The organism is Yoonia sp., assembly GCF_042093035.1.
Taxonomy (GTDB): Bacteria; Pseudomonadota; Alphaproteobacteria; order Rhodobacterales; family Rhodobacteraceae; genus Yoonia.
In genome coordinates this window covers 1-19250 of the sequence record NZ_JBELFI010000039.1, presented here as the reverse complement: position 1 = coordinate 19250, position 19250 = coordinate 1, and the positions used below count along the sequence as shown (strand labels likewise).

The 19250-nt window shown below is 57.1% G+C and carries 20 protein-coding genes; 8 read left to right on the top strand and 12 right to left on the bottom strand.

Features of this window, described 5'->3' with window-relative positions; genetic code table 11:
- The 6 genes from ACFDSS_RS07275 to ACFDSS_RS07250 form a co-directional block, all read left to right on the top strand.
- Window positions 1-642: MFS transporter (locus ACFDSS_RS07275; protein WP_375255100.1), on the top strand; the 642-nt coding region annotated here is incomplete at its 5' end.
- Window positions 643-645: 3 nt separating this feature from the next.
- Window positions 646-1827: a geranylgeranyl diphosphate reductase gene (locus tag ACFDSS_RS07270; RefSeq protein WP_375255099.1), complete on the top strand. Its 1182-nt coding sequence runs from the start codon at window positions 646-648 to the stop codon at window positions 1825-1827.
- Window positions 1824-2357: an isopentenyl-diphosphate Delta-isomerase gene (gene idi / locus ACFDSS_RS07265; RefSeq protein WP_375255098.1), complete on the top strand. Its 534-nt coding sequence runs from the start codon at window positions 1824-1826 to the stop codon at window positions 2355-2357. Before ACFDSS_RS07270 ends, idi begins: the two co-directional genes overlap by 4 nt.
- Before the next feature lie 56 nt (window positions 2358-2413).
- Entirely contained in the window at window positions 2414-2944 is a 531-nt protein-coding gene (locus tag ACFDSS_RS07260; protein WP_375255097.1) for a gamma-glutamylcyclotransferase, read from the top strand.
- Window positions 2945-3099: 155 nt separating this feature from the next.
- Window positions 3100-4182: a biopolymer transporter ExbB gene (locus ACFDSS_RS07255; protein WP_375255101.1), complete on the top strand. Its 1083-nt coding sequence runs from the start codon at window positions 3100-3102 to the stop codon at window positions 4180-4182.
- A 3-nt stretch (window positions 4183-4185) separates the two neighbouring features.
- Window positions 4186-5883 (top strand): peptidoglycan -binding protein, encoded by a 1698-nt coding sequence (locus ACFDSS_RS07250; RefSeq protein WP_375255096.1) that lies wholly within the window; start codon window positions 4186-4188, stop codon window positions 5881-5883.
- A 9-nt stretch (window positions 5884-5892) separates the two neighbouring features.
- On the opposite strand, the gene ACFDSS_RS07245 is transcribed toward ACFDSS_RS07250, so the two are convergent.
- The 4 genes from ACFDSS_RS07245 to gloB form a co-directional block, all read right to left on the bottom strand.
- A complete protein-coding gene (locus ACFDSS_RS07245; RefSeq protein ID WP_375255095.1) occupies window positions 5893-6876 on the bottom strand; it encodes a nuclear transport factor 2 family protein in 984 nt (327 codons plus the stop codon).
- 31 nt (window positions 6877-6907) lie between these two features.
- Entirely contained in the window at window positions 6908-7105 is a 198-nt protein-coding gene (locus ACFDSS_RS07240) for a hypothetical protein (RefSeq protein WP_375255094.1), read from the bottom strand.
- Window positions 7106-7243: 138 nt separating this feature from the next.
- Entirely contained in the window at window positions 7244-9568 is a 2325-nt protein-coding gene (clpA, locus tag ACFDSS_RS07235; RefSeq protein WP_375255093.1) for an ATP-dependent Clp protease ATP-binding subunit ClpA, read from the bottom strand.
- A 180-nt stretch (window positions 9569-9748) separates the two neighbouring features.
- A complete protein-coding gene (gene gloB / locus ACFDSS_RS07230; RefSeq protein WP_375255092.1) occupies window positions 9749-10522 on the bottom strand; it encodes a hydroxyacylglutathione hydrolase in 774 nt (257 codons plus the stop codon).
- 63 nt (window positions 10523-10585) lie between these two features.
- Between gloB and ACFDSS_RS07225 the strand changes: the two genes are divergently transcribed.
- Window positions 10586-11371: a class I SAM-dependent methyltransferase gene (locus ACFDSS_RS07225; protein WP_375255091.1), complete on the top strand. Its 786-nt coding sequence runs from the start codon at window positions 10586-10588 to the stop codon at window positions 11369-11371.
- A gap of 43 nt (window positions 11372-11414) precedes the next feature.
- On the top strand, window positions 11415-12527 hold the full coding sequence (locus ACFDSS_RS07220) for a class I SAM-dependent RNA methyltransferase (protein WP_375255090.1): 1113 nt from the start codon (window positions 11415-11417) through the stop codon (window positions 12525-12527).
- Between the two features lie 60 nt (window positions 12528-12587).
- On the opposite strand, the gene dxs is transcribed toward ACFDSS_RS07220, so the two are convergent.
- From dxs to bchZ, 8 genes are all read right to left on the bottom strand, one after another.
- Window positions 12588-14516 (bottom strand): 1-deoxy-D-xylulose-5-phosphate synthase, encoded by a 1929-nt coding sequence (gene dxs, locus ACFDSS_RS07215; protein WP_375255089.1) that lies wholly within the window; start codon window positions 14514-14516, stop codon window positions 12588-12590.
- A gap of 180 nt (window positions 14517-14696) precedes the next feature.
- Complete coding sequence (gene pufX, locus ACFDSS_RS07210; RefSeq protein WP_375255088.1) at window positions 14697-14933, bottom strand: RC-LH1 core complex protein PufX; 237 nt, start codon at window positions 14931-14933, stop codon at window positions 14697-14699.
- Between the two features lie 11 nt (window positions 14934-14944).
- Window positions 14945-15871, bottom strand: a complete 927-nt coding sequence (gene pufM, locus ACFDSS_RS07205; RefSeq protein ID WP_375255087.1) for a photosynthetic reaction center subunit M — start codon at window positions 15869-15871, stop codon at window positions 14945-14947.
- Window positions 15872-15885: 14 nt separating this feature from the next.
- The gene (gene pufL, locus ACFDSS_RS07200; protein WP_375255086.1) at window positions 15886-16716 is read right to left on the bottom strand and encodes a photosynthetic reaction center subunit L; all 831 of its coding nucleotides are present in this window, start codon (window positions 16714-16716) and stop codon (window positions 15886-15888) included.
- Window positions 16717-16845: 129 nt separating this feature from the next.
- On the bottom strand, window positions 16846-17001 hold the full coding sequence (pufA, locus tag ACFDSS_RS07195; protein ID WP_019954421.1) for a light-harvesting antenna LH1, alpha subunit: 156 nt from the start codon (window positions 16999-17001) through the stop codon (window positions 16846-16848).
- Window positions 17002-17015: 14 nt separating this feature from the next.
- On the bottom strand, window positions 17016-17171 hold the full coding sequence (gene pufB / locus ACFDSS_RS07190; protein WP_008231906.1) for a light-harvesting antenna LH1, beta subunit: 156 nt from the start codon (window positions 17169-17171) through the stop codon (window positions 17016-17018).
- Window positions 17172-17321: 150 nt separating this feature from the next.
- Window positions 17322-17546, bottom strand: a complete 225-nt coding sequence (gene pufQ, locus ACFDSS_RS07185; RefSeq protein ID WP_375255085.1) for a cytochrome PufQ — start codon at window positions 17544-17546, stop codon at window positions 17322-17324.
- A complete protein-coding gene (gene bchZ, locus ACFDSS_RS07180) occupies window positions 17543-19006 on the bottom strand; it encodes a chlorophyllide a reductase subunit Z (protein WP_375255084.1) in 1464 nt (487 codons plus the stop codon). The genes pufQ and bchZ overlap by 4 nt, the downstream gene beginning before the upstream one ends.
- Window positions 19007-19250 lie beyond the last annotated feature (244 nt).

Sequence of the window (19250 nt, the reverse complement as noted above, 5' to 3'; positions counted from 1 at the left end):
GCAGAAGTCTGGCGCGAACGCAAAGCACGGAACTTCACGATCTTCATCTTCCTCTCCATGACCGCGTATTTCATGCAAGAACTCATATTGGAGCCCTACGCAGGCCTCGTCTTTGACTACACACCGGGACAATCCACATCGCTTTCGGGTGCGCAAAATGGCGGGGTGTTCCTGGGCATGTTGTCTGTTGGAATCTTGGCAACGGGCCTGAAAATCGGTGTCCTGCGAAATTGGGTGATGACCGGCTGCGTGGGTTCGGCACTGTCGCTAACGCTCATCACCTTCCTTGGTCCAATCGGTCCGGGCGCACCACTGATGCCTGCCGTTATTGTTTTAGGCTTCTTTAACGGAATGTTTGCAGTAGCCGCCATCGGATCGATGATGGCGCTCGCCGCAGAAGGCACTGAACGGCGCGAAGGGACGCGCATGGGTCTCTGGGGTGCCGCACAAGCTATCGCTGCCGGTTTCGGCGGATTGGTTGGGGCCGCATTGGTCGATGTGCTCCGGCTGAACATGACTGACACCCAGGCCTTCGGTATCGTCTTTGTCGCTGAAGCCGCACTCTTCATCGCAGCCGCCGCCATGGCCGCCAAAATCATGGAGGGTAATATGCCCTCCGCCACCGTCGTTCCGGGAGAATGAAAAATGCAATATGATGTTGTCGTCGTGGGCGCTGGCCCCTCCGGAGCCACCGCCGCCGAAGACCTCGCTCGGTCAGGTCATAAGGTTGCCTTCATCGACCGTGACGGGCGGATCAAACCCTGTGGCGGTGCGGTGCCACCGCGACTGATTGAGGACTTCTTTATTCCTGACGCGCAGATCGTCGCCAAGGTGAATACGGCACGGATGATTTCGCCCACCGGCAGGCAAGTCGATATCCCGATCGAAAACGGCTTCGTCGGCATGGTCGACCGCGAACACTTCGACGAATTCCTGCGGACCCGTGCCAAAGATGCCGGCGCAAAACGCTACACCGGCACATTCACCAAGATCGAACGGGATGCTGACGGCACCCATGTGGTTTATCGCGACAAGATCAGCGGAAATGAGATGAAACTGACGACCAAACTGGTCATTGGCGCAGATGGCGCGCGCTCAAACGTGGCGCGGGCCGAAGTGAAGGATGGCGACAAGATCCCATATGTCATTGCCTACCATGAAATCATCGAAGCGCCCGCGCCAGCACCAAACTATGACCCGGCCCGCTGCGATGTGGTTTATGACGGCAGAATTTCGCCCGACTTTTATGGCTGGGTTTTCCCGCATGGCGGGCAGGCGAGCGTCGGCATGGGCTCCATGATAAAATCGGTCGATGTGAAGCAGGCCACCGCTGACCTTCGGGCCGCATCGGGGCTGACAGATTGCAAGACGATCCGCAAGGAAGGGGCGCCGATCCCGCTCAGGCCATTGGACCGCTGGGACAACGGCAAAGACGTCGTGCTCGCAGGTGACGCCGCAGGCGTCGTGGCGCCATCATCGGGCGAAGGCATCTACTACGCGATGGTTGGTGGACGGGTCGCCGCAACCGCAGCGGCGGCGCGTTTGGCATCAGGGCGCGCAAAAGATTTGCAATTGGCGCGAAAACTCTTCATGCGCGAGCATAAGCAAGTATTTCGGGTTTTGGGCGCAATGCAGAACGCCTATTATCGCAGTGACGAACGCAGAGAGCGTTTCGTGTCTCTGTGTCATGATGTCGACGTGCAAAAGCTCACGTTTGAGGCATATATGAACAAGAAACTGGTAAAGGCGCGGCCAATGGCACACCTCAAGATCGGCATAAAGAACCTGGCGCATCTCACGCGTCTGGTATCGCCGTTGCGCACATGACCATTATGATCCCGGCCTGGGAAAACGGCACGCTCAAACCTGTCGAGAAGCTGGATGCGCATTTGCGTGGCCTCAAGCACAAGGCGGTGAGCGTCTTTGTGATGAACGGCGGACGCGTCTTGATCCAGCAGCGGGCGATGGGCAAGTACCATACGCCCGGACTTTGGGCGAACACCTGCTGCACCCATCCCGAATGGGATGAAGACGCAACCGATTGCGCCATCCGGCGACTGGATGAGGAACTGGGGATTACCGGTCTTTACCCTTCGCATCGTGACCAGATCGAATACCGCGCAGATGTCGGCTGCGGCCTGATCGAACATGAGGTCGTTGAGGTCTTCGTGGCGGATGCACCAAACGATATGACATTCACGCCAAACCCCGATGAGGTGATGGCGACGCGCTGGGTCGATTTCTATGATCTGTCGGCTGACGTGGCGCGGCACCCGTCGTACTACACGCCTTGGCTGCAAATTTACCTCAAGGATTATACCGCCGCGATCTTCGGCGACCTGATGCGCACCGGCTAGGTCTTTCCGTTCCTGCCCGTCCAATGCTATGGGGCGGCAGGCAAAAGGAAACAGGCATGGCACTTTGGGTTTTTGGATATGGATCACTGTTGTGGGATCCGGGCTTTACCCCCGCTGAAACGGTCAAAGCCTGTCTGCACGACTACCATCGCAGCTTTTGTATGCTCTCGATCCACCATCGGGGGTCCGAAGACGACCCCGGTCTGGTCCTCGCGCTTGATGCACAAAGCGGGGGGCGCTGCACGGGAGTGGCGTTTCGGGTGGCGGAGGCAGAAGAAGCCGATGTGCTGGCCATGCTGCGTGAACGCGAACTGATCTCCTCCGCCTATTATGAAAACACGGTGCCGCTGGTGACCGATGACGGCGATACGATTGAAGCGCTGGCCTATATCATCGACCGCGACCACGTGCAGTACTGCCAGTTCGATCTCGAAAAGCAGGCCCGGATCATCGCACATGCGGTCGGCGGGCGCGGGCCAAATACAGAATACCTTTTCAATACCGCGGCACATCTGGATGAGCTCGCGATCCGGGACGACGACGTGTCATGGCTGGTGCAGCGTGTGCGTGCTTTGCAGGCCACATAACCAGAGCGCGATTTTGTTTGGGTTGGCGCAACGCAAGCCATATGGTGTTATGCAATCGCAGCAGCAACACAATATAAGGACTGCCATCCGTGACGGACAAACGGGCACCTAAGCTACCAGCACAATTCTCACAACCAATTCGGCAGCTTCTGTTCATGTTGACAGTGCTGGGCCTGGTCGGGGCGGGTTTCTACCTTGGGTTGGCACAGATCACCGCGATTTACCAATCAAACCCCTACCTGAACGGCGTCATACTCGCTGTCTTCGTCCTTGGTGTGCTGACCTGTTTCAATCAGGTGTTCCTGCTGATGACCTCGGTCCGCTGGATCGAGCGTTTCGCGCGGGACGCTGGCGGACATTCTTACAGTACGGCCCCTTCACTTTTGGCACCACTTGCGACGCTCTTGCGATCACGCGGGGCGCGCACGCAGGTGTCATCATCCTCTGGTCGGTCAATTCTGGACTCTGTCGCACAACGGATCGACGAAGACCGCGAAATCACGCGTTACATCGGTAACGTGCTGATTTTTCTCGGACTTTTGGGGACATTCTATGGCCTTGCAACAACTGTGCCAGCACTGGTGGAAACGATCCGGTCGCTCAATCCGGGTGAAGGCGAAAGCGGTGCTGATATTTTCGCAAGACTGCAATCGGGACTTGAAGCGCAACTCGGCGGCATGGGTACGGCATTTTCGAGCTCACTGCTGGGTCTTGCTGGATCACTCATCGTCGGCTTGCTTGAACTCTTCGCCGGGCACGGCCAAAACCGTTTTTACCGCGAATTGGAAGAATGGCTGTCCACGATCACCCGAATTGGCGTTGATGGCGAAGACGGATCAGGCGGCGATACGGGTGCGATGGGCGCATTTGTCGACCAGTTGGGCGAAGTGATCGACACGATGCAAATGATGATGGGCCAGAACGAAACACACCGGAATGAAACCGACGAACGCTTTGCCACCCTCGTTGGGGCGTTGCGCGAAATGGCGCAAAGCAACCAGAACAACGCCCACAACGCGCTGCTGGAACGGGTTGCCATGGGACAAGAGGCGCTTATCAAGAAGCTGGACGACAACGGCATGGATGGAATTGACGCGGAAAGCCGAATGCGACTGCGCTCCATTGACGTGCAGATGCTGCGCATTTTGGAAGAACTGACCGCAGGTCGCCAGGAAAGCATCGGCGATCTGCGCGGCGACATCATCAACCTGACAAACGTGATAAAAGGCAGAGGCTGATCCATGGCGCTCAGCCGCAGATCATCAAACAGATTTCAGAACGCGATCTGGCCGGGGTTCGTCGATGCAATGACGGGCCTGCTGCTCGTGCTGATGTTCGTGCTGACGATCTTCATGGTCATCCAATTCGTGCTACGGCAACAAATCACCGGTCAGGAAACCGAACTTGACGTGCTGAGCAACGAAGTGGCAGCGCTGGCGGCAACACTTGGACTTGAGCAAACCCGCAGCGCGGCATTGTCCGACGATCTCGCCGCAGCAAATGCTGAGGCGTCACGGCAAGCAGGCCGGATCGCCTCCCTTATTGCAGAACGCGAAGCGCAAGATCAAGCACTGGCGCAGGCGCAGAGCAGCATCACGCAGTTTGAAGCCCAAGTCGCGGGCCTGCTGGCCGATCGCAGTGAAGCCTTGAACAACATCGCAGGGCTGGAGGCCGAACAAACGCGCCTTTTGTCCCAGCAAGACGCGTTGAATGTCGCACTCGCGCAGGCCCGTAGTGAGATCGATGAAGGGGTTGAAGCGGCCCGCCTTGCCGCCGCGAGACGAGAGGCCTTGGAAGCGCTGGTGGCAGATCTAGAGACGGAAGCAGCGGCCAAGACCGAAGAAATCACCGCTTTGGAAGTTGCGGCGCTGACAGATGCGGCCGCCGCCGAGGCCTTGCGTGAACGGCTGGCGAATGCAGACACCGAACTGACAGCCATGACGCTGAACCTCGAACAGCAGCGCCGCGAAGCTGAAGACACCTTGACGCTCTTGGCAGCCGCACGGTCGGCGCAGGAGGAGCTGGACGCATTGCGCGGCTCACTTGAGGGCGAGAACGAAACGCTGGCGTTTGAACTGGCACAGGCGCGTGCCCAGATCGCAGCAATGCAGGACATTCAGGGCAGTGAAGCAGAACGACAGGCCGAACTGCTGGCCTTGGCAAATGAGCAACTCAGCCGTGAAGAGGCGCTCTCTGCGGAGAGCCAGCGTCAGGTCACTTTGCTGAACGAACAGGTCACCGAATTGCGCAATCAGGTCGGAAACCTGCAAACCTTGCTCAACCTTGCCGAAGATGCCGACCGCGAGGCACAGGTGCAAATCGAAACGCTTGGCTCACAGCTGAACACCGCGCTGGCGCGGGCCGTATCCGAAGAACGCCAGCGTCTTGCGCTTGAAGAAGCGGAACGCCAACGGCTCGAAGTCGAAAAGGCGCGGCTTGAAGAAGAAGCGGCGCGACTGGCGGAAGAGGCCCAGGATTTGTCGCGCTTCAAGTCGGACTTTTTCGGGCAATTGCGCGAAATCCTCGAAGGACAGGACCGCATCCGCATCGATGGCGACCGCTTTATTTTCGCCTCCGAAGTACTTTTCGAGCCAGGCAGCGCCACGCTTGCCGAGGCTGGAAAAGCGGAAATCGCAAATGTCGCCAATATTCTGCGCAATATCGCCGATGACATTCCCGACAACATTGACTGGATCATCCGGGTTGATGGGCATACCGATAATATCCCAATGAGCGGCGGTGGCCGCTTTGCGGACAATTGGGAACTCAGCCAGGCGCGCGCCCTTTCGGTTGTGCGGTTCATGTCGGACGATCTTGACATTGATCCGCGACGCCTTGCCGCGAACGGATTTGGTGAATATCAGCCGCTCAATCCGGCAAATACACCGGAAGCACGCGCGCAAAACCGGCGGATCGAATTGAAGCTGACAGAGCGTTGAGCTGGCACGTCATCCCAACCCCAATATGACCCGCAAAAGCGCTGTTTGGCTGCGCACTCCCGTCTTGTCGAACATACGTCGCAAATGGGTTCTTGCCGTATTGACGGTGATTCCCAGAATCTCCGCTGCCGCCGAGAGGTCATTGCCCTCTGCAATTTCCCGGGCCAAGGCGAGCTGCGCCCGGGAGAGACCATAAACAGCCCTTGCCACGCTTAGCCTTCTTCCAAGCGCCGCGTGGTCATCGAAAGTCACCCAGACACTGAAGTCAGTTACTTCCACAAGGCAAACAACACTGGCACCTTTGTCATCTTCACCGAGCACCACAGGGAAAACGACATGTTGCCCGCGGCCAACCTCGCCATGTAAGCGGGAATAGAGGCGCAAGGCGGCAGCACGTTCAATCGCCTCTCGAAGAAGCTTATCCCATGCGGGACGGGCCGCGTGAAGGGTGCCAGCACTGATTGTCAGTCCACGAAATTCAGCAAGCCGGTCCTTGGCGGCCATATTCATCGAAATCACACAAGCGTTTTCATCCACTTCAATGGACGGCGCAGTTTGCGCTTCGGACATCGGCTCAAACACACCGTGGAACACGATGAGCCAGCGGCCCGAAATGCGTTCAAGGACGCGGATGTTGTGCGAGAATGATGGGGGGTCCGTCGCATCGCCAACAGTGGTCACAACTTGGTCAAAAGAGGCCCAAGCCATGTCTTTGTCGACTTTAACGTTTACTTTCCGACGTCTGATATCGCCAGCAGAGGGGCCAGGCGTTTCTGCCAGATTGCGCCGCAACAGCGCCTCAAACTCCTGCCACCCCCAACACCGGATCAACCCGGTTCCGGCGATCTGCATCAAGGAAATCATCCTGTCCTCTTGCAGGTAGAATGTAGAGAGCAAGTCGAGGTCTTTTGCGAAATAGGCCCGCACATCACCTTCGATAACGTCAAGAACAGCCAAACAGTCTGCCTCAGGTCCTATAAGTTCAGGGTCCATGTTGCGTCCGCGATGATCCAGCATAGGCGTATCACTTGACCACAGCAGCGCGGTTTGTCGCAATAGGCAGTTGTTTCATTACACCGCGCAGGGCCGAAATTGCGGTTGCAACGACCAGAGCTTTGTCATCGCTTGCGAAGGCCGTAAAATAAGCATCCTCATCAGCCGGACCTTGACCAACGAAAGACCCGGTGCGTGCGGCGTTCTTGTTCATGCGATCCCAATTCATGCCTCGTTCTCCTCTTCATCAACAAGAGGATCATAAACCGCGCGCCAAGAAAGCCGTGTCACCCGAATGAATGACAACACCATACAAAAAAGGCCGCCCTGACCCCTCAGAGCGGCCCTGTCATTCGTCCATCTGTGTCTAGTCTGCCGTCAAAAGCGGCGGCTTGTCCCCGCCACCGGAAATCCGACCTTGAGCAGGCGCTTCATACTTCAGCTCAAGTTCACCTTTCTTCACACCAACTTTCACGATGCCGCCTTTCACCAGCTTGCCAAACAGCAGTTCTTCGGCCAGCGGCTTCTTGATGTGTTCCTGAATGACGCGGCCCAGTGGACGCGCACCCATTTTCTCATCGTAGCCTTTGTTAGCCAGCCACTCGGCGGCGCCTTTGGTCAGCTCAATGTGTACATTGCGGTCAATCAACTGCGCTTCCAGTTGAAGCACGAACTTCTCGACCACTTGCATGATGACCGGCTTGGGCAATGCGCCAAAGCTAATCACCGCATCCAGACGGTTGCGGAACTCTGGTGTGAACGTCCGCTCAATCGCGGCCGTATCCTCGCCTTCGCGACTCTCACGGCCAAAGCCCAGCGCGTTCTTCGACATTTCTGCCGCACCGGCGTTGGAGGTCATGATGATAATCAAATTGCGGAAATCGGTCGTGCGACCGTTGTGATCCGTCAACTTACCGTGGTCCATCACCTGCAACAGGATGTTGTAGACGTCAGGGTGTGCTTTCTCCATCTCGTCGAGCAACAAAACGCAATGCGGGTTCTGATCCACCCCGTCGGTCAGCATCCCACCTTGGTCAAAACCAACGTATCCGGGAGGCGCACCAATCAGGCGCGATACCGCGTGCTTTTCCATGTACTCGGACATATCAAAGCGCATCAATTCAACACCCAGCGTATCCGCCAACTGCTTGGCGACCTCGGTTTTACCCACACCAGTTGGACCTGCAAACAGGTAGTTGCCAATCGGTTTTTCAGGCTCACGCAGACCCGCACGGGCCAGCTTGATGGCCGAAGAAAGCGCTTCAATCGCCGTATCCTGACCAAAGACAACGCGTTTCAGCGACTTCTCAAGATCCTTGAGCACCTCGGCATCATCCTTGGAGACGTTTTTGGGCGGAATGCGGGCGATCTTGGCGACGACATTCTCGATCTCTTTGGTGCCGATGGTCTTGCGACGCTTGGATTCAGCAACCAGGTGCTGTGCGGCACCGGCCTCATCAATCACGTCGATCGCCTTATCCGGCAGTTTGCGATCGTTGATATAACGCGCGGACAATTCGACAGCCGTCTTGATCGCATCAGCGGTGTATTTGATACTGTGATGCTCCTCGAAATAAGGCTTGATGCCCTGCAAAATCTTGATCGCGTCAGGGACCGAAGGCTCTGTTACGTCGATTTTCTGGAAACGGCGGGAAAGCGCGCGATCTTTTTCGAAATGCTGGCGGAATTCCTTGTAAGTGGTCGATCCCATGCAACGCAGCTTGCCACCCTGCAATGCCGGCTTCAGCAAGTTCGACGCATCCATCGCGCCACCAGAGGTCGCACCGGCACCAATCACAGTGTGGATTTCATCAATGAACAGCACCGCATCAGGATGGTCTTCCATCTCTGTCATGACGGCTTTCAGGCGTTCTTCAAAATCACCGCGATAGCGGGTACCAGCCAGCAATGCGCCCATATCCAGCGAATAGATCGTGGCCTTTGACAGCACTTCCGGCGTTTCACCGTTGACGATCTTGAAGGCCAGACCCTCGGCAATCGCGGTTTTACCCACGCCCGGATCGCCCACCAAAAGCGGGTTGTTCTTGCGGCGACGGCACAGCACCTGAATGCAGCGTTCCACCTCATGGCTGCGGCCAATCAATGGATCGACATCGCCTTTGGTCGCCTTTGCGTTCAAATCGACGCAGTACTTGCCCAAGGCACTCTCTTTTTCGTCGGCCTCACCCGGCGCAATCGTTTCACCTTCCTCAGCGGCGCCCGTCACAGGACGCGCTTCGCCAAAAGCAGGGTCTTTGGCTACGCCATGCGCGATGAAATTCACTGCGTCATAGCGGGTCATATCCTGCTCTTGCAGGAAATATGCCGCGTTGCTTTCACGCTCTGCAAAAATGGCGACCAGCACGTTGGCGCCGGTCACTTCGTTGCGACCAGAAGATTGCACATGAATCGCCGCGCGCTGAATGACGCGCTGGAACGCGGCAGTCGGCACGGCTTCCGAACCCTCGACATCCGTAATCAACGAAGAGAGATCATCGTCAATGAAATCCTCAAGATCTTTACGCAGATCATCAAGGTTCACCGAACAGGCCCGCATGACGCGCGCGGCATCGGGTTCATCAATCAGCGCCAGCAACAAATGCTCCAGCGTGGCAAGTTCATGTTTACGTTCGTTGGCAAGCGCCAGCGCGCCGTGAATGGCCTGCTCTAGTGTCGTCGAAAATGATGGCACGGCTTGTGCTCCTTCATATCGGGGGTCAGCGCGCGACATGCACACACCAACCGTGGCCTGTTACCCTTAAGGTTTGGTTTTATTTGCCAACCTTCAAGGACTTTTTTCCATTTCGGCATCACAAATCACGTGATGCCGTCATTTTCGCCCTTTTTCCGCGCTTATCCGTCAGGATATTGCCTAGAAGTTATCTTTGAGGGCGCGCACATGCGTGAACACATCCACATCGGATGCATTTGGCATGCCCAACACAGCTTTGAATTCAGGAAGATCAGCACGCAGGTATGGGTTTGTGCGCTTTTCCAGGGTTAAGGTTGAAGGGACCGTCGGCTGACCAGCGGCACGCGCTGCTTCGGTCTCTTTGATACGTAAGATAAGGTCAGGATTTTCGGGGTCAAGGGATGCGGCGAAACGGGCGTTGGCCATTGTGTATTCATGGCCTGAACAAACAAGCGTGTCTTCCGGCAAAGAACGCAGCTTTTGCATGCTGTCCCACATCTGCGCAGGCGTGCCTTCAAACAGCCGCCCGCACCCCAGCGCCATCAGACTGTCAGCGGTAAATACAAACCCAGCCTCCGGCATGTGAAAGGCGATATGGCCAATTGTATGCCCGGACACATCAAAGATATGCGTGCGCTGGCCACAGACTTCGATCATATCCCCCTCATCAACAGCGATATCAAGATTGGGCAGGCGGTGCATATCCGCCTTCGCACCAATCACCCGCGCATCGCCGCGCAAGGCTTCCAGACCATCAACGTGATCCCAATGATGATGCGTGATGAGTATATCCGTCAGCGTCCATCCACGCGCATCAAGCTCTGCCTGAATGGGTGGTGCATCTGGGGCGTCAATCAGGGCGGTGTCGCCAGTCGTCGCATCATGTATCAAGAACGCATAGTTGTCCTGAAGGCAGGGCACCACGACCAACTCTACCGCATTTGTCTTTGTCATAGCTTTGCCGTCCTCACTTGTTATGCTTATCACATAGCTTTGCCGAAGAGGTCGCCAACCGCAATGCATCTCGACGTTTTGGATTTGCGCAATTTTTACTATCGCAGCGCCTTGGGGCGGGCGGCGCAGAAAGTAATCCGTGATGAACTGGTGGCAATCTGGCCAGAAGCGAAGGGCCAGATGGTCGTGGGCTTCGGGTTCGCGCTGCCCCTGCTGCGGCCATACCTCAAAGAGGCGCGGCGCGTGATCGGGTTGATGCCGGGGCCGCAAGGGGTGATGCCATGGCCCGCCGATGGCAAAAACGTCAGCGTGTTATGCGAAGATACGCTTTGGCCAATTGAAACCGGCGATGTGGACAAACTGGTGATACTGCACGGGTTGGAAACGACCGAACAGCCCTCGCTTCTGCTTGATGAGGCGTGGCGCGTGCTTGGCCCCGGCGGGCGGGCAGTTATCATCGTGCCAAACCGCGCCGGGCTATGGTCGCGGTCGGATGCCACGCCGTTCGGCTATGGCCGCCCTTATTCGATTAGCCAGCTTGAGGCCCAGCTACGCAAACATCAGTTCGTCACGGAGCGGACAATGTCTGCGCTCTACCAACCCCCATCAAGGCACAAGATCTGGCGCAAATCTGCCGATTTTCTGGAGCGGGTCGGGCATAAAGTGCCGGTTGTGGCGGCAGGTGGCGTCTTGATCATTGAGGTCAGCAAACAGACCGCCGCCCCCAAAAAACCCGGCCTGACAGAGGCCGTCCGCCGTCCGCTGAAAGCACTTGAAGGCATTGCGAAACCACAGCCGAAACCCGGAACCTCACCCACACGCGACTTCGCCCCCGAGGTTCCGCAGTAAGTCGGCGCTTGGAACCATCGGGGTTCGCGCCTATGCATCGATGATGGAAGACAATTTCGAAATCTTTATGGTCGCCACCCCCGGGTTTGAGGACGCGTTGCTTTCCGAAGCGCTGTCAAATGGCTTTTCAAATGCCCTGCGCAGTCAAGGCGGTGTGACCTTCACCGGTGGATGGGACGACGTCTGGCGGGCCAATTTGGTGATGCGGGGCGCGACCCGGATTTTGGCACGCATCGGCAGCTTCATGGCATTTCATCTGGCACAATTGGACAAGCGCGCGCGGAAGTTTCCCTGGGGAGATATTTTGCGCAATGATGTCCCTGTGAGGGTCGAGGTCAGCACTTCCAGGAAATCCAAAATATATCACGCAGGTGCAGCGACCCAACGCATTGAAACGGCGTTGAAAGACAGCCACGGCTTGACGATCAGCGCCGATGCCCCGGTCACGATCAAGCTGCGCATCGACGACAATCGGGTGACTATCAGCATCGATACCTCAGGTGAAAGCCTTCATAAACGCGGCCACAAAGAGGCCGTCGGCAAAGCCCCGATGCGTGAAACGCTGGCGGCCCTGATGCTGCGTGAATGCGGCTACGACGGGTCAGAGCCTGTGCTGGACCCGATGTGCGGTTCCGGCACCTTTTTGATAGAGGCCGCAGAGATCGCTGCCGGACTCCTACCCGGTCGCAGCCGCGACTTTGCTTTCATGCATCTGGCCAATTTCGATGCGGGACGCTGGAGCATCCTGCGCAAGATGGGTGAACACAGGCGGCCGATCGCCCGTCGTTTCTACGGCAGCGACCGGGACGCAGGTGCAATCCGCATGAGCCGTGCGAACGCCGCGCGTGCTGGCGTGTCAGAAGCGATCAACTTTGAGAACCTCTCCGCCGCCGACATCAAACGCCCCGATGGACCACCCGGCCTCATCATCTGCAACCCGCCCTATGGCGCGCGGATCGGCAACCAGAAGATGCTCTGCGGTGTCTATGCCGGATTGGGTGAGGCCATCAAACGTGAATTCTCAGGCTGGCGCGTTGGGGTCGTCACGAATGAGGCGGGCTTGGCGAAAGCCATGGGGCTTCCCTTTAAACCAAAAGGCGCGCCAATCCCGCATGGTGGCTTGAAGGTCTGGCTATTCCAGACTGACCCGCTTTGACTGATATCGCGTCCCGGACTTGATCTGGACCTCATCGAAGGGATAGCCCGAGGTCCCGGGTCAAGCCCGGGACGGCTGGTCAACGCGCTTTATCTCCACCCCTGCCGCTTGCATGGCCGTGGCTGCAATGTCGACCGCGGTCAGCCCTGCATCTGCATACATTGCATCAGGGGCCGCGTGATCGATATAGCGGTCCGGCAGCGTCATCGTGCGGATCGCGCAGCGCCCGTCCAGCAAACCGTCGTTGGCCAGATCATGCAGCACCATCGCGCCAAAACCACCCCGAGAGCCCTGCTCAACCGTGATAAGCGCCTTGTGATTGCGCAAAAGCTGGCGGATCAGCGCGCGATCCAACGGCTTGGCAAATCGTGCATCCGCAACCGTCGTACTGATACCTTGTGCGGCAAGCTTTTCGGCAGCTTTCCGACACTCTGACAGGTGGGCGCCAAACGACAAAATGGCGACATCCGTCCCTTCTTGGACAATCCGGCCTTTGCCGATTTCGATCAGATCACCACGTTCAGGCAGTTCCAACCCGACGCCTTCACCACGTGGATAGCGGAAAGCTATTGGACCATCATCAAAGGCCGCAGCGGTGCGGACCATATGCATCAATTCAAGCTCGTCTCCGGCGGCCATCACGGTCATGTTTGGCAGGGCGGACAGGAAGCCAATATCAAAGGCCCCCGCGTGCGTCGGTCCGTCGGCCCCCACCAAACCGGCGCGGTCAATTGCGAAACGGACGGGCAGATTTTGCAAGGCCACGTCATGAACGACCTGATCGTATCCGCGTTGCAGGAACGTCGAATAAATCGCGCAGAACGGCTTCAATCCGCTGGCCGCCATACCTGCGGCGAAGGTCACGCCGTGTTGTTCCGCGATGCCCACGTCAAAGACGCGATTTTTAAAGCGCGCACCCATGATATCGACACCTGTTCCAGATGGCATCGCGGCAGTCACGGCAACGATGCTTGGATCAAGTTGCGCTTCTGTCGTCAGCGCACTGCCAAAAACCTTGGTATAGCTGGGCGCGTTTGGGCGTGATTTGGCTTGCGCACCGCTGGCCACATCGAATTTTGAAACGCCATGCCCGCGATCAGCGCTGGTTTCTGCAGGCGCATAACCCTTGCCCTTCGTCGTGCAAACGTGGATCAGGACCGGCCCGGTCGCGCGGGTGCGGGCGGCGCGCAGAACAGGCAACAATTGGTTCATGTCATGCCCATCAATCGGACCAACATAGGAAAAACCAAGTTCTTCAAAAAGCGTTCCGGAACCACCTGTCTGCATGCCTGTCACCAGATTACGGGCGCGGCGTGCGTGATCGCGCAATGGCCCCGGCAGCGCCGCCTCAAACCCTTCGGCCATCTTGTGCAACTCTCCCATGGGAGATGCATAAAGGCCGGACAAATACTTGGACATGGCCCCGACAGGTGGCGCAATCGACATCTCATTGTCATTGAGGATAACAAACAGGCGACGCCCCTCGGCACCCGCATTGTTCATCGCCTCATAGGCCATGCCTGCGCTGATGGAACCATCGCCAATCACGGCAACCGCATCACCTGTCGGCATCCCCATGTCGCGGCCAACCGCAAACCCCAGAGCGGCGGAGATCGACGTACTCGAATGCGCGGCACCAAACGGGTCATATTCGCTTTCTGCCCGCTTGGTAAAACCGGATAGGCCTCCTTCCTGACGCAGGGTGCGAATGCGATCACGGCGGCCGGTCAACACCTTGTGCGGGTAACACTGGTGGCCGACGTCATATATGACCTTGTCACGCGGCGTATCAAAAACCGCATGAATGGCGGTCGTCAGCTCAACTACACCCAAGGACGATCCAAGATGCCCGCCTGTTTCCGAGACTGCGGAAATCACCTCAGTCCGGACATCGTCGGCCAGATTGGAGATGGCGGCATCACTCAATCGTCGGATATCGGCAGGGCCGACAATGGCATCAAGAAACGGCGTATGGGGGCGATCGGTCATTGCGGCACCTTTGAAGTAAATGAAAAAGCGCCGCAAATGGGATAACCCAATTGCGACGCTAGTCTCCTGTAGCCAACAGGAAGGGAACTGGGACGCGAAGTCCCAATACCGGGCCAGCCAGGGAGGGTAGCCCGATGGCAAAGAAGCAGGCGCTGCGTCGCGCACCGCCTGCCCCAATCTTCAGACGTGTACGACGTCTTCGATCACTTCGATCATCATGGATGAGCGATTGATCGGGTCGGGGGTCTGGCGGCTTTCTTCCGGCAGGATCCGGCCGATAAAGGCCATCGCCGCGATGATAAACCAAAGCGCCAACACGAACACAGCCGCATACCCAGCACCTTTCAGCATCAAGAGCGTGATATCGGCGGTAAGCCTACTCTTTTCGCTCATGTCGAGGATGTTTTCGTTTTTCATCATCTCTCTCCCTAGTTCACTGGGGCATAGCCATGGACCTGCGCCCAGACATACCAGTTATCAACAACCGTACCGGTCAACAGAATACCGATACCACCCGTAAGCGTTGTCAGCACTGCGAACCACCAGGCCCAGCGGTGGATACCTTCCATTGTGGCGTTGAAGCCCATGGTCCAGCGCCAGAACAAGGCCGCACGCTCAGTCGCGGTACCGCGGTCAACGATCTGCTCGATCTCGCGCTCGCCGCCGAAGCGGCTGACGGCCAGTATCGTCGCACCGTGCATCGCAAACAGCAGGGCAGAACCATAAAGGAACGCAATGCTCAGCGCGTGGAATGGATTGTAGAACAGGTTGCCATATGTGATCGAAAACAGGTTCGTCCAATCAAGGTGAGAGAACACACCGTAAGGCACCATCTCTGACCAGTCGCCCATCAGGATCGGACGGAACAGACCCAACACAAGGAACAGCCAGATCGCTGAGGCAAACGCCCATGCGACGTGTTTGCCCATGCCCAACGCCTCTGCACGCAGATAAGTGCGCACCCACCACGCCAGAACAGAGATCAGCAGGAAGAACGATGCGATCATGAAGTAACCGCCGTCATCCATTGGTGGCATTCCGAGGCCATAGCCCGGTGAGGGCGGATCAAGCGAGAACCAGAAAAGGTCGCGCAGGAAGATTGCCGGGTTGTAATCGGCCTGTGCCCAGAAGGACATGCCAACCATGACAAACCAGATCAGGCCAGTCGCCAGTGAGATCACCCCGAAAGAACCCAGATAGATAGGCCCTAGCTGAGCATTCCCAAAGAGACCCGCGAGCTTTGAAAACCGCGTGCCTTCGCCACGGTCGATTGCTGCGCCATCATGTCCGGCGACGCCCATCTCAGGTGGTCCTTGGACCTGAACCTGCGTGAAGATGTTTTGATATTCAGCCATTGTTCATAATCCTCCTACAGATCAACCCACCAAGGGAGCTCATAGTACCAGTCCCACCAAACGATCCATTCATCGAACCAGATAGTGCCGGTAATCACCATTGTAATCGCTGACCAGAAACCAGCGTTCAGCGCCAGAAACAGGCCCAGACGGTGAATACCCAATGGCCCGATCGAATAGCCGATCAGATCACGAAAATAGGTGTCTTCGTGGTCGGGCGACTTGATTTCCTGGCCTTTGGGGGGGTTCACGGCCGACAATACCAATGAGCCGTGCAACGCAAGCGCCAGACAGGTGGTAAAGAAGAACGTGATCGCAATCATATGCGCGGGATTGTAGTGAAAATTGCCGTAAGCGTAGCCCACGTTATTCACCCAATCGAGGTGGCTGAAGATACCATAGGGGAACGCATATCCCCAGGCACCCAGCAGAACCGGGCGGATCACGACAAGCGTCAGATAGGCCAGGATCGCCACACCAAATGCGAATGGAACATGATAGCCGATGCCGAGTTTTCGGCAAATCTCCACCTCGCGCATCATCCAGCTGATAAAGGCACCAATTGCGCAAATCGTGATGATTTGCCAAAGGCCGCCTTCCATCAATGGCGCCGGACCCAGACCGTATTCAAGCGGTGGCGGGTCGATGGAAATCAACCACGGGTTCCATGTCGGGCCTTGGCTGGCCCCGTAAAAAATCAATATTGTCCCAAGGACGGCGAAAAAGAACGTCGTGACCCCGAAGAAGCCAACGTAAAATGGCCCCACCCAAAAGTCGAACAGATCACCGCCTACCAATGTCCCGCCACGGACCCGGTATTTTCTCTCGAAGCTGAGCTGTGCCATCTTCCAATCTCCATTCATGAACAGGACCTGCATCCGCGTTCCGGTGCGCCCTGTTGTCGTCGATGTCGGTGTTTGCCACGGGCGGATCGGACGGCCCGCCCGCAGCTTTATCTTTGCGGCAAAAGCCGATTACATTCCGCCAAAGGCGAGCTGGAACCAGTTTGTGCTTTCATTGCTCAGCAGGACGAGGTGAATCATCGCTGCAAGCAAAAACAGGAATACGCCCTGTGCCACGAAAACGCGGCGTGGGTCGAATACCAGCCAGATCTTGTAGAACTGTGCCATGTGCTATTCCTCTCCTACCAGCTGAACCAAGGTAGCTTGATGTACGTCAGCACGTGAGCAACGACAGCCACGATCGTGAAGATCGTGAACCCGCTCATGTAGACTGCGTGCAGCTCCTGGGCCTGCTCATCAGTGAGACCTGTGAAAGACAGATCAGATTTGTCAGCCATGTTTTGTCTCCAAAATAAAGTACTGACGCCGCGCACCCCCCGCGGCCGGGTTACGACAGAAGCTCTTCCTCTGCCCCAATCCACCATCCCGGGGGGGAATGATGAACATCGGATGCCCGTATCTCAGGGCAAATGTCCTGCCGAGATGCTTCATGCGCTGAAGATCTGCGGCGTAATAATGCGGGCCTGTGTCCAGGCCTTTGCAAATGGCCCTTTTGCGGGCAGTTCCATCCGGCGGGCCGCGGACAACACCCATGTCAGGATGCAAAGCGGCAGTGTCGCCACAAAGATCAGCGTGAAATACGCGTAGTATTCACGTTTCGGGGGCGCAGTCCGGGCCCGGGTCATCGGTGCATCTGTTGTGAAATCGGTCATTTGCGTCCTCCAGTGGATGGTTGCAGAGTTTCGACGGTTTCAAGAACAACCCGGTCGTTACCGGCGTCGAGCGCTGCACGCTCCGCTGCATCGCGCAGCGTTTTGGCAGCAGAAATGCGGGTCAGGATCGGGTGCGTTGCCACGATCTCATCCAGTTTGGCTTGCGCATCGGCATCCCAGGGGAAATCACGGCGCAGCGGGGTCAATGTGGCGTCGCCAGCTGCATCCATATCCGTGCCCAAAGGCAGAATATGGAACAGCGCGTCAAACAGACCGTTGCAGACTTCCTGCAGTAGGTAAGTGGCACCGGCATAGCCCATGAACGGCGTGCCCGTGGCACGACGGATTGCAGCACCGGGGAAACTGGCGGGGATAAATACCGGCGATGGGCCATGCCCTGCCTTCATCTCTGCCATATACATTTTCTCGTTGATCGAACCCAAAACAATCAGCGGGCGCTTGGTATGGATCAGGCTGCGCACTTCATCGTTGTTGGTTTTCTTGCCACGGGTCCGGGCCACGGCAAACGCGCAAGGAAATCCAAGATCACCTTCAAGGTAGTGACGCACGCCGCGGGCATAGGTTTCATTGGCAACGATGCCGAACTCAGCCGTGGCAAAGAAATCCTGCGTGACAGAACGCCACAAATCCCAAACGGGTTTGATAGTTGAATGCTTTTCCTGCGCGATGAACGGCTCAGGGTCGAGGCCCGTCAACTCACCCAGCTTGCGCAGGAATTTTGTTGTGGAATCAATGCCAAACGGCGCTTGCAGGTAAGGCTTACCCAAAACTTCGCACAGCCCGCGGCCAAACTCGCGGTACATGGTGACGTTGACGTCTGCGTTCACCAGATTGCGCATCTCAGCGACATGGGCGCCCAGCGGCATCACCATGTTGATCTCTGCACCGATGCCTTCGACCAAGCGGCGGATCTCAGCCAGATCAGACGGCATATTGAAAGCGCCATACATCGGCCCGAGGATATTCACCCGTGGCTTGGCATCTTCTTCGCGCTTCTTTTCCGGCGGCATCCGGCCTTTGGTCATGCCAAATTCAGTAAAGATCCAGGTCATAGCGCGGTCAGCGCATTCCCATTGGTCTTCATCAATCGTGCGCGGCAAAAAGCGTTGGATGTTCGTGCCTTGCGGGGTGACCCCGCCGCCGATCATCTCTGCAATCGAACCAGTAACAACAACGGCAGGCAACGCAGGATCAAGGGTTTCCCAAGCGCGCTTCATCGCCTCTTCGGTGCCCTCACCCATCTCCGTTTCGCCAAGACCGGTGACAACAATCGGCAACTCATGCGGCGGCAGGCCATCGGTGTAATGCAGCACAGAGGTCACTGGCAGGTTTTCGCAACCCACAGGGCCATCAATCACCACCTGCAATCCCTTGACGGCACAGAAGGCATAAATAGCCCCCCAATATCCGCCTGCGCGGTCATGATCGGTGACAAGCATCAGGAGAGACCCCCCAACTTCATCTTGGCCCAAAAACTCCGGGGGAGCGCAGCGGGGGCAGCGCCCCCAACAACAGATGATCCAACAGCAAACATCAAATCATCTGCTCCGCCTTGGCAACGCGGGCCATCTTGTCGAGCTTCTTTTGATGCTGCGCACGAAAATCAGGGCGCAGGTTCGGCGCTCCTTCCCAGACACCGGCAGTGTCTGCATTGCCCACGCCCTCAAAAAACGCACGCATTGT